Raw genomic sequence first — 14,756 nt, 5'->3', positions numbered from 1 at the left:
TTCATTTATGAATGTTTCATTATTTTAAAATAAACTGATAGAGTAGTAAAGATAACATTCCTAATAACATTATTACTTTATATATATTGCTTATGTGTTTATAATCTTTTTTTGTTTTAGCACTAAAGATCTTTATAGTAGTATAAATTAATGGAGCAATGATAAATATTAAAAAATAACCAATGGCTATTTGTTGTTTATATAAATACGTAACCATATAATAAATAGTTGCAGCTATAGGTAGTAGACTAATAATAAATGCAAGTTTATTAGCGCGCTCTCTACCAATAGCTATTGGTAAAGTGTTCATTTGTGCTTTATAGTCTCCATTTATATCTTCTATATCTTTAATCATTTCTCTAATAAGGTTTATTAGGAATGCAAAAACAGCGTAATCGATTAAAATTTTAAAAAAAGTAAGTTGAGTTTCTCTATTTTGCTCATTTATTGCTGGTAATAAATCAAATACACCAATAATTAAAATGCTCATAGCTACCAAAGTTGAAATCACAATATTGCCAATAAGTATGGTTTGTTTTAAAAAAGAAGCATAAACATAAAGTGTAGCCGAAATAATAACAAATAAAGAAAAGAAGGCACTTTTACCAACCATGTGTGATAAATAAAAACCTATAGCAACACCAATAATATTGAATATAATAAATAGGTTGAATGCTTTTTTTTCTGATATGCTTTTACTAACAATTACCTTATCTGGTTTATTGATTAAGTCAGTTTCTACATCATAAATGTCATTGATTGTATTTCCGGCAGCAGCAATACATAATGTTGCTATAACTAATAATGAAAACCCAAAGGAGTTAAGTGTTGTTGTAACATTAAAAGATTCAAACAGTGCATATTTAATTAGAATTTGCGCTAAGGCAATCATCATTAAGTTTTTCCAGCGAATGAGGTTTAAAATGCTAAGCATTTATTTTTAAGAATTAAAGGTGAATCTATTATTAATCATACTTAGCATCAAAATTGCCATCCCATTTGTCTTGAACTTTTAAAACTTGTTCAATTACATCTCTAACTGCACCTTTACCACCATTTTTGTGAGATATATATTTACTAACATTTTTGATTTCTGGAGCAGCATCTTGAGGGCAAGTTGGTAAACCTACACGTTTCATTACTGGAGCATCAGGAATATCGTCTCCCATGTACAATACGTTTTCTGGTTTTATGTGATTGGTATTAAGATACTCGTTGTATTGATTAATCTTATTATGCGCACCAAGATAAATGTCTTTAACACCCAAACCTTCTAAGCGTTTTTGAACACCTAAATTGCTTCCGCCAGAAATAATACAAACATTAAATCCAGAATCTATTGCTGTTTTTAAAGCATAACCATCTTTAATATTCATGCGTCTTAACATATCTCCATTTGTCATTATAGTAACTGTGCCGTCTGTAAGTACACCATCTACATCAAAAATGAATGTGGTAATATGCTCAAGATATTCTTTATAGCTTTTTTCTTTCATTTAATTATTTTTAGTAATACTTCTTTTGGTTGCTGAGCCTGTCGAAGTACCATGTGTTTTTTTTATTGATGTGGTTAAGAGTTCATAAATAGTTCTATGATGCTCGCTATCTAATGACTTTAAATGTTTTTTAATGGTCTTTTTATCATTTCGTTTTGCAGGACCAGTTTGTGCTACATAAGGTGACAAGTCTTGTACTTTATTTGCGGTTTCTAGAATTAAAGGTTTAAGAATATCAAACTCTGCACCTTTAGATTCAGTAATTTCATGAGCAACTCTATACAGTTGGTTAGTAAAATTATTTACAAAAACGGCAGCTAAATGTAAAGCACTACGTTGATCACTATTTACACGATGTGTTTTGCTCCCTATGGCTTGACCTAGTTGCTTTAATATATGATAATCTGTTTTTTTAATAGTTTCAATGCAGATAGGAACAGTAGAAAAATCAACATCTGCACCTTTTGTAAATGTTTGTAAAGGATAAAAAACACCACGTTTTAGTTTTTTGTCTAAATCATAAATACCAACACTTCCAGAGGTGTGAACTACTAATCTATCTTCAAATGGGAGTTTTGAAGATAATTCAGAAATAGCATCATCGCTTACAGCTATTATATATACATCTGCATCTTTAAGTTGAGATAGATTATCTGTTATCTCAACTTGAGTTTTATAAGCTTCAATCGATTTTAAAGTTCTGCTATACCATTGGTTTACAGAGGCTTGATTTGATAAGCTAAAAGCTTTAAATAGATGTGTGGCAACATTGCCGGCTCCTATAAGAACTACTGAAATCATACTGCTAAAATAGAGATATTTAGAGATAAACCTTCCTATCCTTGATAGATAATTTATTTATTTTTTCTAATTTTTTTATAGACCTAATAACAGTTTCAACTCTTAAACCAGTAAGGTCAGAAATTTGTTGTCGTGTTAAGTTTACTTCATAAGTAGATGAATCTCCCGAAGTTTCCTTTAAATGTTTTAGCAATGTAAGTATTCTATGTTCTGGTGGGTGTATAGAAACCTCTTTCATTATTTTTGCTTTATATAACATACGTTTACAAAGCAATGTTGTGAAATTTAGATGAATATCTGGATGTGTTTTTAAAAGCTCAAAAAATGAAGCTTTTGGTAGCACATAAACAGAAGAATCATTTACACAAACAGCAGATGCAGGATATTTGAAATCACCAAATAAAGGAGGTTCTCCAAAAGCATTTCCGTCATAAAAGATGCCTTGTATAAACTCTTTGCCATCCTCAGTAAGGTTCAGCATTTTTACACTTCCGTATTGAATTTGATAATAGTACTTAGCAGACTCATGTTCATTAAAAATGCGTTGCTCTTTAACGTAATGTTTTACTTGAACGTCATAGATTTCTAGAATATTAGTGGCAATCATAGTGTTATGATTTGAATCATAAATAAGCAAAGATACTTTATAGTAATTTGTATAAATAATAAACACTAAAAATTATGAGTTTATACAAAAACTGCTTACAAGATTTTAAAGAAAGATATATAATATATATTCCGCTTACAATAATTCTGCAAAGTTGTATAGGCTCTATAGCAGCCATGTATATTTTAATGAATAGTACTTTAGATTCCTTTCCTTTTTTTGAGCTAAGTTTATGCGTTATATTATCTATGCTTTATAATGCTTCGGTTTTGGCACAATTAAATTATAAATTTGTCTTTAATTTGTTAATTATGTCTACTGTAATTAATACGCTATTAATTATTATAAACCTTATAAGCTTAAGTTAAGCATGAACAAAAAAGATATTGAAACTAGAGATGATGTATTTTTGCTTGTATCTAACTTTTATAAAAAAGTACGAGCAGATGAAACCTTAGGCCCTTTTTTTAATGAAACTATTAAAGATTGGGATGCGCATTTACAACGTCTTACTTCATTTTGGGAAACGAGTTTGTTTATGACTAAAAAGCTAGAACATAAATATTATGGTAACCCGTTACAAGCTCATGTAGAAGTGGATCAAACATATAACAATAATATTACAGAGATACATTTTGGAATTTGGTTAAACCTATGGTATCAAACATTAGAAGAATTGTTTGAAGGTGAAGTTACAGAAAATGCTAAACGCCGTGCACGTAAAATGGGAACTTTTATGTATCTCAAGATTTTTGAAGCAAGACAAAAAAGCCAGTAAATAAGCAATGGTTTTATCATACAATTAAGATCCTAATTTTTAACAGATAATTGAGAGCACTTCAATATAGTAAACAAACTAAAATGGTTATCTTTGCACAACTAAAAAACAAGCCTTCTTATCATGCTAAAGAAACTTACTAATATTCTTTTTTCTACACGTCTTACTGGTGTTTTATTTCTTGTTTTTGCCGCAGCAATGATTACTGGTACATTCTTAGACGCAAATCAAGATACATCGCCTACCGCTTTTACAAGACATTGGATTTATAATGCTTGGTGGTTCGAGTTAATAATGGTTCTTTTTACGGTTAATTTTATAGGAAATGTTTTTAGATACCGTTTATATAAAAAGAAAAAGTGGGCAACCTTAACACTGCATTTGGCTTTTATCTTCATTTTTATAGGAGCAGGAATAACACGTTATATAGGCTATGAAGGTTGGATGCCGATTAGAGAAGGTGAAACCGAAAGCACGTTTTTAACACGTGATATTTATGTTACAGCTTATATAGATGGTAATTTGGTTATTGATGGAGCCAACCAAAGAAAAGTTGTTGAAAAGAAAGTAGATTTTTCTGAGCGCTTAAATAACCGTTTTAAAACTGTTGCTGATTATGATGGTACTCCAGTTACAATAGAAATAGAAAAATTTGTAAAAGGCGCAGAGAAAGACATTATCCCAAATGAAGCAGGCGAACCTTATTTTAAAATGGTTGAATCTTCTGGAGGTGAGCCACATAACCATTATTTTAAAGACGGTCAAGAGCAGCTGGTTCATAATATAGTGTTCACACTTAACAACCCTAAAAAAGGTGCTATAAATATTGTTAATAATGAAGATGGATTGTTTATAGAATCTCCTTTTGAAGGTGAATATATGACCATGGCAACTCGAGCTACTGGTAAATTAGCCAAAGATTCCTTACAACCTTTAGTATTACGCTCACGTTACCAAATTGGTAACTTATCTATGGTGTTTCCTAAGCCAGTTATAAAAGGTGTTTTTGATATAGTTAAGAAGTCTCAAATGCTAAGAGGAGACCAAGATGGTGTAGTAATGAAAGTTTCAGCAAACGGAGAAACAAAACGTGTTAATTTACTTGGCGGCCAATACATTAATGGTCAATTTGAACAAATACATGTTGGTGGTTTAGATGTTGCTGTAAAGTATGGCGCAAAAGTTATGCAGCTTCCGTTTAGTATAAAGCTTAATGATTTTGAAGCCGAACGTTTTCCAGGAACAGAGAATAGTTTCTCAGCATTTGCAAGTGAAGTTACAGTAATAGATAAAAATCAAGAAGATTATGATTATAGAATCTTTATGAATAATATACTTGACCATAAAGGCTACCGTTTCTTTCAAGCTAGTTTTGATCCAGATGAAAAAGGAACAAAGTTATCTGTAAACCATGATCAATGGGGAACATGGTTTACCTATTTTGGTTATTTCTTACTGTATTTTGGATTGCTAGCAATATTGTTTAATAAAAACACACGTTTTGCAGATTTAAAACGCCAGCTAAAAAAAGTTAAAGTTAAAAAAGCAAAACTATTAGGTGTTTTATTATTGTGCTTTAGTATTCAAGGCTTTTCGCAACAGCATTCTGCTAATGAGGGTCATGATAAAGAAAAAAACAAGCCTACAAAAGCTGTAATAGATTCTATAATTAGAGCAAATATTACGCCTAAAACACATTCAGATCAATTTGGAAAATTAGTTATTCAGGATTATAGCGGACGTATGATGCCTGTAAATACATTTGCTTCAGAGATTTTACGTAAAATAAGTAAGAAGGATGTATATGAAGAGTTTGATGCCAATCAAGTACTCTTATCAATGCAAGAAAGTCCATTGTTTTGGTATAATGTGCCTATTATTTACTTAGCAAAACGTAAAGGCGATTCAATACGTAATCTTATTGGTGTTGATAAAAATCAAAAGTATGTGTCACTTTCAAATTTCTTAGAAGATGATGGGACATATAAATTGGCACCTTATTTAGAAGATGCTTATAAAGCACAAGTACCAAATGGTTTTCAAAAAGAGTTTAAAGAAACCGACCAACGTATTAATTTATTATTCAATACGGTTGAAGGACGCTCAATGAAAATTTTTCCTGTTCCAAATGATGAAAATAATACGTGGATATCTCATATAGAATTTAGAGATGATGGCTATCAAAAGAAAATTAAAGATACACTTTATGGTAAATTTATAGAAAATAGTTTTAGCTATTATTTATCTGAACTCTACAAAGCAAAATCTACAGGAAACTTTGATACAGCTAATAAGCTACTTAATGGTTTTAAAAAAAATCAACAACAAGAAGGTCATGAGGTTATGCTTTCAGAAGATAAAATAAAGGCTGAAATAGTATACAATAAGTATGATATTTTTAAGAAACTATTTAGCTGGTATTTATATACAGGAACATTATTATTTATTCTGCTTATTGTACAGATTTTTAGAGATAAAAGTAAGTTTATCGATATATCAGTTAAAGTTTTAGGTTTTGCTATTTTAGGCTTGTTTTTATTGCACACGGCAGGCTTAATTGTAAGATGGTATATTTCTGGTCACGCACCTTGGAGTGATGCTTATGAGTCTATGATTTATGTCGCTTGGGCGACCATGTTTTTTGGACTTGCATTTGGAAGAAAAAGTATGCTAACTATAGCAGCAACAACTTTTGTAACAGCTATGATTTTAATGGTTGCACATTGGAATTGGATGGATCCAGCAATATCTAATCTACAACCAGTTTTAGATAGTTACTGGCTTATGATTCATGTTGCTGTTATTGTGGCTAGTTATGGACCATTCACTCTAGGAATGATTTTAGGAATCACAGTATTATTACTTATGATTTTTACTACAGAGAAGAATAAAGAAAAGATGCTACTCAATATAAAAGAGCTAACTATTATTAATGAAATGTCACTAACGGTTGGCTTAGTAATGCTAACAATAGGAAACTTTTTAGGTGGTATGTGGGCAAATGAAAGTTGGGGAAGATATTGGGGTTGGGATCCTAAAGAAACTTGGGCACTTATAAGTATTATGGTATATGCTTTTGTAATTCATATGCGATTAATACCTGGACTTCGTGGCCGTTTTGGTTTTAATTTATCATCAATTATAGCATTTTCAAGTATTATATTTACTTATTTTGGAGTTAATTTTTACTTGTCAGGATTACATTCATACCAATCTGGACAACAAATTGCAAGCTTTCAAATTATAACTATAACGTGTGTTTTAGTTGCATTATTAGGTATTTTTGCTTACAGTAAGTATGTTAAGTATTATAAGAAGTAATTTGTTTTGTAAGTAGTTTTTTAGCGTCTTTAAATTTAATCTCATCGAAGCTAGAAATCACAATATCTGCCTTATTATAATCTTGATTTTTTGAATGTTTACTTTTGTAGCCAACGCAATATATGTTTGCGGCTTTGGCAGCAGTAATTCCGTTTGTTGAATCTTCAATAACTAAACACTCATAAGGTTTAAAACCTGAAGCTTTAGCAGCATTAATAAAAATTTCTGGATGTGGTTTTGAAGCTTTCAAATCTGCACCACTTAGTTTAGCAATAAAATATTGGTTGAGGTTAAAACGTTCAAAAATTCTATCAATATTTGGCATAGAAGCAGAAGATGCTAAAACTAAAGTTAGCCCTTTGTTGTAATACTCTTGTATACACTCTAAAACACCATCAATAAGAGAGAGTTCTTCGTCATGTTCAAAGAGGTATTTAAAATGGTCACGTTTTATGTCTACCAAAGTTGTAGGAGCAAGAGGTAATTTAAACCTTGTCACTAATTGTTTGCAAGTATTAAGCGTAGATTGGCCAGTAAATGATTGGTATAAAGCATCAGGTACTTCAATATTAACATCCTTAAACATGTTGTGATAAGCTTTATAATGTAAGGGTTCAGTGTCTACAATAACACCATCCATATCAAATAAAACGGCTTTAAGCATTGGTTGGTTTTTGGTATTACTAAGATATATAAAGTATTGAGACTCACAAACTTTAAAATTGTGTAATTTTGAAAAGATAATGATTGATAATTTATCTTATTATGGCAAAAAAGGGACAAGAAAAGAATACAAAAAATAAGGCGAAGCATAGTCGGTTAGTTGCCCAAAAAAAGAACAAAAAGAGAACAGAAGAAGCGTTGCGTAAAGAGCGTTTAAAAGCAATTGTGCAAAAAGCAAAAAAACAATCTAATAACAATTTAGATTAACACACTTCTTGTAAAACTGAAATTAATTCTTCATATTTGCCAAGCCTATGATTGTATAAGTTTAAATATTCAAAAAAAACATCGCAACTTCAAGCGAAAAATTTGCTATCACTAGTTGTGTTTAGCGATAATCTAATATTTAAAATAGTACAAAATGCAATCACATAAAATTTCAATAAAACAATTTTTTAAATACTTCAAAATTGCCGTAACAGGCAAAGAAAAAGAGTTTACTTCAGGAAGTATACGCAAAGCAGTTTTTATGCTTTCAGTTCCAATGATTCTTGAGATGCTCATGGAATCAATTTTTGCAATCGTAGATATTTTCTATGTTTCAAAAGTGAGTGTAAACGCTGTGGCAACTATAGGTTTAACAGAGTCTGTAATTACATTAGTTTATGCTGTAGCTATTGGGTTGAGTATGGCAGCAACCGCCATTGTTGCACGCAGAATAGGAGAAAAAGATAGAGAAGGCGCTTCCAAAGCCGCAGTACAAGTTATCTTTTTAGGTGTTTTTATTTCTCTGTTTATTAGTGCTTTCGGAATTCTATATCCAAAAGAAATTCTCGCGCTTATGGGAGGAGAACCAGATTTAATAGCAGAAGGTTATGGTTATACAAGAGTGCTTTTAGGAGGGAATATTACAATTATGCTTTTGTTTTTAATTAATGCCATATTTAGAGGAGCTGGTGATGCTTCAATAGCTATGTGGACGCTCATAGTTTCAAATGGATTAAATATTATTCTTGATCCTATGTTTATTTTTGGCTTTGGACCAATCCCAGCTTATGGTGTTGAAGGCGCAGCAATTGCTACTACAATTGGTAGAGGATCTGCAGTAGTTTTTCAGCTAAGTATTTTATTTTATGGTTGGGGCAAAATAAAGATTACTTTTAAAAATTTGGCTCTTAATATTGGTGTTATGTTTAACCTAATTAAAGTCTCACTTGGTGGTATAGGTCAGTTTTTAATTGGTACATCGTCTTGGGTGTTTTTAATGCGAATAATGAGTGAGTTTGGTAGTGAGGTTCTTGCTGGGTATACTATTGCAATTCGTGTAATGATGTTTACTCTTATGCCAGCTTGGGGAATGAGTAATGCAGCGGCAACTTTAGTAGGTCAGAATTTAGGAGCTCAAAAACCAGATAGAGCGGAGCAATCTGTATGGAAAACAGGCAAGTATAGTGCAATTTTTATGGGTTTTGTATCAATAATATATCTAATATTTGCGCCTCAAATAATGCAATTGTTTACTACAGAAACCGAGGTAATTAAAAATGGAAGTTTGTGCTTAAGAGTTATTGCTGCTGGTTATGTGTTTTATGGTTATGGCATGGTTGTAATAAACGCATTTAATGGCGCTGGAGATACAAAAACGCCAACATATATCAATTTTATATGCTTTTGGTTATTTCAATTGCCGTTTGCTTATTACATGGCAATAAACTTAGAGTTTGGTCCAATGGGTGTGTTTTTTGCAATCACTTTAGCCGAAATATTAATAGTAATTATTGGTGTTATTTGGTTTAAAAAAGGAAAATGGAAGACAATAGATGTTTAGTATTATTAAAAGTAGCTTTATAGCACATTCTTTTTGTAATTTTACCTAGTTAAAATTTACATGCAAGTATGTCTAAAAAAGGCAAAAAAACAAGTTCAAATCTTCATAAAAAGAATAAGCATAATTTGGGTTATAATTTTGAAAATTTATGCTCTGTTTATCCTAAGTTAGTACCTTTTGTTTTTAAAAATAAGTATGGAACACGTACTGTAGATTTTGCTATCCCTAAAGCTGTAAAAACATTAAATAAAGCACTGCTGTTGTCTCATTACAATATTAAATATTGGGAGTTTCCTGATGCAAATCTATGTCCTCCAATTCCAGGTAGAGTAGACTATATACATTATTTAGCAGATTTATTAAAAGATTCAAATATTGATACAGACAGTATTAAAGTTTTAGATATTGGTACTGGTGCAACATGTATTTATCCTTTGCTTGGTGTATCAGAATATAGTTGGAGTTTTATTGCTTCAGATATTGATGAAAATTCATTAAATAATGCACATCAAATTGTAATCAAAAATGATTTGTCTCAGCATGTTGAATTAAGACAGCAAGAGAATGCAGAGCATATATTAAAACATGTTTTAAAACCTTCAGAAAAGATTTCTGCAACTATGTGTAATCCGCCATTTTTTAAAAATGAAAAAGAAGCAATAGCATCTACAAAAAGAAAAATAAAAGGATTAGGTCAAAAAACCGATACATTAGTTAGAAATTTTAGTGGTACATCTAAAGAGCTTTCATATAAAGGAGGAGAGAAGGCCTTTACGCACAATTATTTATATGAAAGCTCATTATATAAAACAAACTGTTTTTGGTTTACAACATTAGTGTCTAATAAAGAGCTTGTAAAATCGATGTATAAATCATTAAAAAAACTAAAAGCAACTCATATAAAAACAATAGAAATGGCGCAAGGAAATAAAGTTAGTAGAGTAGTTGCTTGGACATTTTTAACGACAGAAGAACAAAACAATTGGAATTAAAAAAAGTGTAATTGATAATTTGTAATTTGTTAGTCATAAAAAAATAGAATATGAAATTAGACATATTAGCCATCGGCGCACATCCTGATGACGTTGAGTTAGGTTCTGGAGCAACCATAGCTAAAGAAATAGCAAGAGGAAAAAAAGTAGGTATTATTGATTTAACTAGAGGCGAACTTGGTACTCGAGGTACAGCCGAAACAAGAAAAACAGAAGCAGAAAACGCAGCACAAATTTTGGGCGTTAGTGTTAGAGAGAATTTAGGTTTTTCTGATGGGTTTTTTATAAACGATAAAGAACATCAACTTGAGCTAATTAAAATGATACGAAAATATCAACCAGAAATTGTTTTGTGTAATGCAGTTGATGATAGACATATTGACCACGGAAAAGGAAGCAAGTTAGTAAGTGATTCTTGCTTTTTAAGTGGATTAGTGAAAATTGAAACAAAAATAGAAGGAGCAATACAAAAGCAATGGCGACCAAAGTATGTATACCATTATATTCAATGGAAAAATTTAAAACCAGATATTGTAGTAGATGTAACTGGTTATATGGATACAAAAATTAAAGCTGTACTCGCTTACAAGACACAGTTTTATGACCCAGAAAGTAATGAGATTGAAACACCTATTTCTAGTAAAAACTTTACAGATAGTATTGCATATAGAGCAAGAGATTTAGGACGTTTAATTAGAACTGAACATGCTGAAGGTTACACCGTTGAACGTTATCCAGCTGTAAATAGTTTATTTGATTTAAAATAATATTTAAAATCTTTTGTAGTAAATATGAAATAAATTACATTTGCAGTCCTAATTAAAATGGTGGTTGTAGCTCAGTTGGTTAGAGCATCGGTTTGTGGTACCGAGGGTCGCCGGTTCGAATCCGGTCTTCCACCCAAAAATAAAAAGCTTCTCAATATTGAGAAGCTTTTTTTTGTACAATAAAATAATGAGTTTATTGTAGTTTATCAGCAATAATTGGTTCGTCTGAGTTTACTAAATACCAAGCTGTAGAAAATATAAGTTTGGTTCTCTTTTCTAATAAAGGAAAATTTATTTTTTCAGGAGTATCTGTAGGTTTGTGATAGTCGTCATGCTCACCATTAAAGTAAAAAATTACGGGCACACCTTTAGAGGCAAAATTATAATGATCAGATCTTGAGTAGTAACTATTTACGTCATTTTCTGAGTTTAATTTGTAATCTAATTCTAGATTAGTAAATTCTCTATTTGCCTTTTCAGAGATATAATGCAATTTGGTACTTAATCTATCAGATCCAATAAGGTAAATGTAATTTGGGTTATCTAAATGCGCATTGTCTACACGCCCAATCATATCAATATTAAGGTTGGCTATTGTTTTTGTAAGCGGAAATATAGGATGCTTAACATAATATCTCGAACCAGTAAGATTAAGCTCTTCTCCTGTAAAATGTATAAAAACAATACTTCGTTTTGGACCATGACCTTGCTCTTTTGCTAGCTTGAATGCTTGAGCTATTTCTAGAATAGCTACGGTACCAGAGGCATTGTCGTCAGCACCATTATAAACTTCTGTATCTGAATAACCTTCGTGATCAGAATGTGCAGAGATTATAATAACTTCATCTGGATATGTTGAGCCTTCAATAAATGAAATTATATTTTGAGAACTTTTAATATCATTTGAAAAAAATGATTTAGGAATGTGTTGGTAGTATTTTTCAACGCCTAAAGGTGATGGTATTTGCTGATTTATATAGTAATCTTTTATAAATTTTGAAGCTTTGTTGTGCCCGACTTCTCCAGTTTTTCTACCTTGAAATTCATCTGAAGAAAACGTATATAGGTGATTACTCAATTCTTCAGATGTAATTGATTTTGAGTATTTTAAAACTTGATTAACATCTTCAAATACAATGCTATCCTTTATATCTTGAATTTTTTCAGTATGTCGTTTATGAGCACAGGAGCCAACGAGTGAAATCACTGAGGCATATATAAGCATCTTCGTCATTAAATCTCTATTTTTCAGCTAAATAAAATAAAAAAAAGTTAATATAGAAGAATTACTTAATGTTTGTTACTCTATGTCGTCAAGTTCATCTAAATCTAAGTCTTCAAGGATTTCTTTTGAATCTTCAACAGATTCTTCATCTCTTAATTCTAACTCTTGGGTATCTCCAACTTCTGAAGTTTGAAAAATAGTCTTGTAAGTCGCTAAACTTATCGATATGATTGTTAATAAAAAGATAAGCTGAATAGACTTTTTAGATAGTTGTTTAGCTTTAGAAAACTTTAAAGCAATAAGACCAAAAATAAAAGCCAAAATAGCAGGAATAAATGCCATTTTAGACAATGGCGTTACCGCTAATATTACAGCTAAAGTTGCAGTAATAAACCCTAAAATAATAAGTAGTTTTCTCATAACTCTATTAGTTTTTTAAACCTGTTGCAGATTTTATTTTTAATTCACCACTACCAATTGCAATTTTAAATGTTGCATATACAGGTATTTTGTTTGCGTCTGCAGTTAACCAAAGGAGATTATTGTTAGACCCTTTTAATATATCGCTACCATTAATTGAAATAGATAGTTTATAACATTCTTTGCTGCCAATATTTGTATTGATAGATTCTTTACCAATGTATTTTACATTAACAGATGATTCTTTATTATCAAACAAAACAGTGAAATCTTGACTGTCTCCAATGCTAGCTTTATGAATATCTAAGTTTCTTATATGATATAATGTAGTTACCAAATCTTTAGTTGATGCACCAATTTTTAAGGTTTTGTTTTCATCCCAAAAACCACCTTTTTTATTTTTTTTACGTTTTAAACTCTTAACAGTTTTTGACTTGTGATTAAATTTATACTGCATAAATTTATAATAACCACCTTCGTTAATATCTCTTTTGTATAAAAATGGAGTTAATGTTTTTTTACTCACATAGCTTTCATATAAGTCTCTAATTTTAAAAAACGAATCCCATTTACTATAAGTTGTGGCAGTACATTTAAGTCTTAAAAGTGTAGATTTAGAGGTTTTCACTTCACTAGTTTGCATTTTAACTTCAGCAAGATCTGTCATGATACCAGACATGTTGTACGATGCTGTAAAAGTTAGTTTTTCGCCAGGAACAATAGTAGTGTTTTGAGCAAAACTAGACAGTAAAAACAAGAGACTCAATGTTAAAAATACTTTTTGCATATCTATTTATTTGTTATGTATAACGAGATTGATTGCATTTATTGTGCCGAAAATACAATGCTTTGCAATTTCAAACTAATTTTTTATTAATGTTTTTAATTTATAGTGATGATGATAATTGTCATATTTTTTTTGAAGTATGATAAGTAACTTAGAGTATAACTAAATAGTATTACCATGAAAAAGATATTGTTACCAACCGATTTCTCAGAAAATTCTATTAATGCAATTCATTATGCATTGCAGTTTTATAAGTATGAACAGTGTAAGTTTTATTTGTTAAATGTTCAAAAAGCATCATCGTTTGTAACAGATGATTTAATGACTATGCAACCATCAGCAACGATATTTAATTCTTTAATTAGTTCGGTTAAAGAGCAAATAGAAAGCTTAACTAAAGATCTACAACAAGAATATGAAAACGCATTACATGATTTTAAATCAATTGTAGATTATGATAATTTTATTGAAGCCATTAATAATCTTGTAGATGTAGAGCAGATAGACTTAATTATTATGGGAACAAGAGGAGCTACCAAGATTGGGGAAAAACTTTTTGGGTCTAATACAACAAGAGTTATTCAACATTCTAATTGTCCAGTAATTGCAATACCAAATAATTATAAGTATTCACAAATTATGGATGTAGTTTTTACATCTAATTATTATACACAATATAGTTATAAAGATTTAAAACCATTAATAGATTTAGTAGAGAAGCATGACTATATGGTACATGTAATTCATGTAAAAGATTCTGAGTATATCACAGACTACCAAGAAAATAATAGAGCTTTTCTAGATTCGTGTTTTTCTAATGTTAACCATTCATTTGTTGCGTTAGAACAAGGCGATTTGTTTAATTCGGTTACTAATTATATAACAACACATAAAATCGATTTTTTAGCTATGATGAGTAGAAAGCATTCTTTTTTAGAACGCTTGTTTATAACACATCCAGCAGAACGTTTTGCGTTTGACTTAAAAGTTCCATTATTAGTCATGGAAAATACAGGTGAGTTTTATTTAAAGTAATACTTAAATAAGGATGAAAATATAAAAGCCGAAACA

16 protein-coding genes and 1 tRNA gene are annotated in these 14,756 nt (G+C 30.5%); 9 read left to right on the top strand and 8 right to left on the bottom strand.

What is annotated here, in order from left to right; genetic code table 11:
- Positions 1-19: 19 nt before the first annotated feature.
- From BXY80_RS09545 to BXY80_RS09530, 4 genes are read right to left on the bottom strand one after another with little or no spacing between them, the layout of a single operon-like run.
- Positions 20-934, bottom strand: a complete 915-nt coding sequence (locus BXY80_RS09545; RefSeq protein ID WP_120201338.1) for a geranylgeranylglycerol-phosphate geranylgeranyltransferase — start codon at positions 932-934, stop codon at positions 20-22.
- Between the two features lie 31 nt (positions 935-965).
- Entirely contained in the window at positions 966-1,496 is a 531-nt protein-coding gene (locus tag BXY80_RS09540) for a KdsC family phosphatase (RefSeq protein ID WP_120201336.1), read from the bottom strand.
- Positions 1,497-2,297 carry a Rossmann-like and DUF2520 domain-containing protein gene (locus tag BXY80_RS09535; protein WP_120201335.1) on the bottom strand — a complete coding sequence of 267 codons (801 nt, stop codon included), beginning with the start codon at positions 2,295-2,297 and terminating at the stop codon, positions 1,497-1,499.
- A 19-nt stretch (positions 2,298-2,316) separates the two neighbouring features.
- On the bottom strand, positions 2,317-2,904 hold the full coding sequence (locus BXY80_RS09530; protein ID WP_120201332.1) for a Crp/Fnr family transcriptional regulator: 588 nt from the start codon (positions 2,902-2,904) through the stop codon (positions 2,317-2,319).
- A gap of 74 nt (positions 2,905-2,978) precedes the next feature.
- On the opposite strand from BXY80_RS09530, the gene BXY80_RS09525 reads away from it, so the two are divergent.
- From BXY80_RS09525 to ccsA, 3 genes are all read left to right on the top strand, one after another.
- Complete coding sequence (locus BXY80_RS09525; RefSeq protein WP_120201330.1) at positions 2,979-3,272, top strand: hypothetical protein; 294 nt, start codon at positions 2,979-2,981, stop codon at positions 3,270-3,272.
- 2 nt (positions 3,273-3,274) lie between these two features.
- Complete coding sequence (locus tag BXY80_RS09520; RefSeq protein ID WP_120201328.1) at positions 3,275-3,682, top strand: group III truncated hemoglobin; 408 nt, start codon at positions 3,275-3,277, stop codon at positions 3,680-3,682.
- Positions 3,683-3,805: 123 nt separating this feature from the next.
- Positions 3,806-7,003: a cytochrome c biogenesis protein CcsA gene (ccsA, locus tag BXY80_RS09515; RefSeq protein ID WP_120201326.1), complete on the top strand. Its 3,198-nt coding sequence runs from the start codon at positions 3,806-3,808 to the stop codon at positions 7,001-7,003.
- Here the strand turns inward: ccsA and BXY80_RS09510 are convergent.
- A complete protein-coding gene (locus BXY80_RS09510) occupies positions 6,984-7,667 on the bottom strand; it encodes an HAD family hydrolase (RefSeq protein ID WP_120201324.1) in 684 nt (227 codons plus the stop codon). The genes ccsA and BXY80_RS09510 overlap by 20 nt on opposite strands.
- 101 nt (positions 7,668-7,768) lie before the next feature.
- On the opposite strand from BXY80_RS09510, the gene BXY80_RS13940 reads away from it, so the two are divergent.
- The 5 genes from BXY80_RS13940 to BXY80_RS09490 all read left to right on the top strand — a co-directional run bounded on the left by BXY80_RS13940 (position 7,769) and on the right by BXY80_RS09490 (position 11,388).
- The gene (locus BXY80_RS13940; RefSeq protein WP_162843297.1) at positions 7,769-7,933 is read left to right on the top strand and encodes a hypothetical protein; all 165 of its coding nucleotides are present in this window, start codon (positions 7,769-7,771) and stop codon (positions 7,931-7,933) included.
- A gap of 154 nt (positions 7,934-8,087) precedes the next feature.
- On the top strand, positions 8,088-9,494 hold the full coding sequence (locus BXY80_RS09505) for an MATE family efflux transporter (protein WP_120201322.1): 1,407 nt from the start codon (positions 8,088-8,090) through the stop codon (positions 9,492-9,494).
- Between the two features lie 68 nt (positions 9,495-9,562).
- Complete coding sequence (gene rlmF, locus BXY80_RS09500) at positions 9,563-10,486, top strand: 23S rRNA (adenine(1618)-N(6))-methyltransferase RlmF (protein ID WP_120201320.1); 924 nt, start codon at positions 9,563-9,565, stop codon at positions 10,484-10,486.
- A 50-nt stretch (positions 10,487-10,536) separates the two neighbouring features.
- Positions 10,537-11,253, top strand: a complete 717-nt coding sequence (bshB1, locus tag BXY80_RS09495) for a bacillithiol biosynthesis deacetylase BshB1 (RefSeq protein ID WP_120201318.1) — start codon at positions 10,537-10,539, stop codon at positions 11,251-11,253.
- 59 nt (positions 11,254-11,312) lie between these two features.
- Positions 11,313-11,388 (top strand) — tRNA-His (locus BXY80_RS09490).
- Positions 11,389-11,446: 58 nt separating this feature from the next.
- Here BXY80_RS09490 and BXY80_RS09485 read toward each other — a convergent pair.
- From BXY80_RS09485 to BXY80_RS09475, 3 genes are all read right to left on the bottom strand, one after another.
- Complete coding sequence (locus BXY80_RS09485; RefSeq protein ID WP_120201316.1) at positions 11,447-12,487, bottom strand: M28 family metallopeptidase; 1,041 nt, start codon at positions 12,485-12,487, stop codon at positions 11,447-11,449.
- A gap of 66 nt (positions 12,488-12,553) precedes the next feature.
- Positions 12,554-12,898 carry an FUSC family protein gene (locus tag BXY80_RS09480; protein ID WP_120201315.1) on the bottom strand — a complete coding sequence of 115 codons (345 nt, stop codon included), beginning with the start codon at positions 12,896-12,898 and terminating at the stop codon, positions 12,554-12,556.
- Between the two features lie 7 nt (positions 12,899-12,905).
- Positions 12,906-13,685: a DUF3108 domain-containing protein gene (locus BXY80_RS09475; protein WP_120201313.1), complete on the bottom strand. Its 780-nt coding sequence runs from the start codon at positions 13,683-13,685 to the stop codon at positions 12,906-12,908.
- 177 nt (positions 13,686-13,862) lie between these two features.
- Here BXY80_RS09475 and BXY80_RS09470 point away from each other — a divergent pair, with 177 nt between their 5' ends.
- Positions 13,863-14,720, top strand: coding sequence for a universal stress protein (locus BXY80_RS09470; RefSeq protein WP_120201311.1), 858 nt, complete (start codon positions 13,863-13,865; stop codon positions 14,718-14,720).
- Positions 14,721-14,756 lie beyond the last annotated feature (36 nt).

It is taken from the genome of Ichthyenterobacterium magnum (assembly GCF_003610635.1).
GTDB lineage: Bacteria > Bacteroidota > Bacteroidia > Flavobacteriales > Flavobacteriaceae > Ichthyenterobacterium > Ichthyenterobacterium magnum.
The sequence above is the reverse complement of the archived record's forward strand: the minus strand, read 5'-3'. Positions and strand labels throughout refer to the sequence as shown.

What these genes read in the sequence shown, in the direction of transcription:
- BXY80_RS09545 (WP_120201338.1), bottom strand. Translation starts at nt 934, where the DNA reads ATGCTTAGCATTTTAAACCTCATTCGCTGGAAAAACTTAATGATGATT.
- BXY80_RS09540 (WP_120201336.1), bottom strand. Translation starts at nt 1,496, where the DNA reads ATGAAAGAAAAAAGCTATAAAGAATATCTTGAGCATATTACCACATTC.
- BXY80_RS09535 (WP_120201335.1), bottom strand. Translation starts at nt 2,297, where the DNA reads ATGATTTCAGTAGTTCTTATAGGAGCCGGCAATGTTGCCACACATCTA.
- BXY80_RS09530 (WP_120201332.1), bottom strand. Translation starts at nt 2,904, where the DNA reads ATGATTGCCACTAATATTCTAGAAATCTATGACGTTCAAGTAAAACAT.
- BXY80_RS09525 (WP_120201330.1), top strand. Translation starts at nt 2,979, where the DNA reads ATGAGTTTATACAAAAACTGCTTACAAGATTTTAAAGAAAGATATATA.
- BXY80_RS09520 (WP_120201328.1), top strand. Translation starts at nt 3,275, where the DNA reads ATGAACAAAAAAGATATTGAAACTAGAGATGATGTATTTTTGCTTGTA.
- ccsA (WP_120201326.1), top strand. Translation starts at nt 3,806, where the DNA reads ATGCTAAAGAAACTTACTAATATTCTTTTTTCTACACGTCTTACTGGT.
- BXY80_RS09510 (WP_120201324.1), bottom strand. Translation starts at nt 7,667, where the DNA reads ATGCTTAAAGCCGTTTTATTTGATATGGATGGTGTTATTGTAGACACT.
- BXY80_RS13940 (WP_162843297.1), top strand. Translation starts at nt 7,769, where the DNA reads ATGGCAAAAAAGGGACAAGAAAAGAATACAAAAAATAAGGCGAAGCAT.
- BXY80_RS09505 (WP_120201322.1), top strand. Translation starts at nt 8,088, where the DNA reads ATGCAATCACATAAAATTTCAATAAAACAATTTTTTAAATACTTCAAA.
- rlmF (WP_120201320.1), top strand. Translation starts at nt 9,563, where the DNA reads ATGTCTAAAAAAGGCAAAAAAACAAGTTCAAATCTTCATAAAAAGAAT.
- bshB1 (WP_120201318.1), top strand. Translation starts at nt 10,537, where the DNA reads ATGAAATTAGACATATTAGCCATCGGCGCACATCCTGATGACGTTGAG.
- BXY80_RS09485 (WP_120201316.1), bottom strand. Translation starts at nt 12,487, where the DNA reads ATGACGAAGATGCTTATATATGCCTCAGTGATTTCACTCGTTGGCTCC.
- BXY80_RS09480 (WP_120201315.1), bottom strand. Translation starts at nt 12,898, where the DNA reads ATGAGAAAACTACTTATTATTTTAGGGTTTATTACTGCAACTTTAGCT.
- BXY80_RS09475 (WP_120201313.1), bottom strand. Translation starts at nt 13,685, where the DNA reads ATGCAAAAAGTATTTTTAACATTGAGTCTCTTGTTTTTACTGTCTAGT.
- BXY80_RS09470 (WP_120201311.1), top strand. Translation starts at nt 13,863, where the DNA reads ATGAAAAAGATATTGTTACCAACCGATTTCTCAGAAAATTCTATTAAT.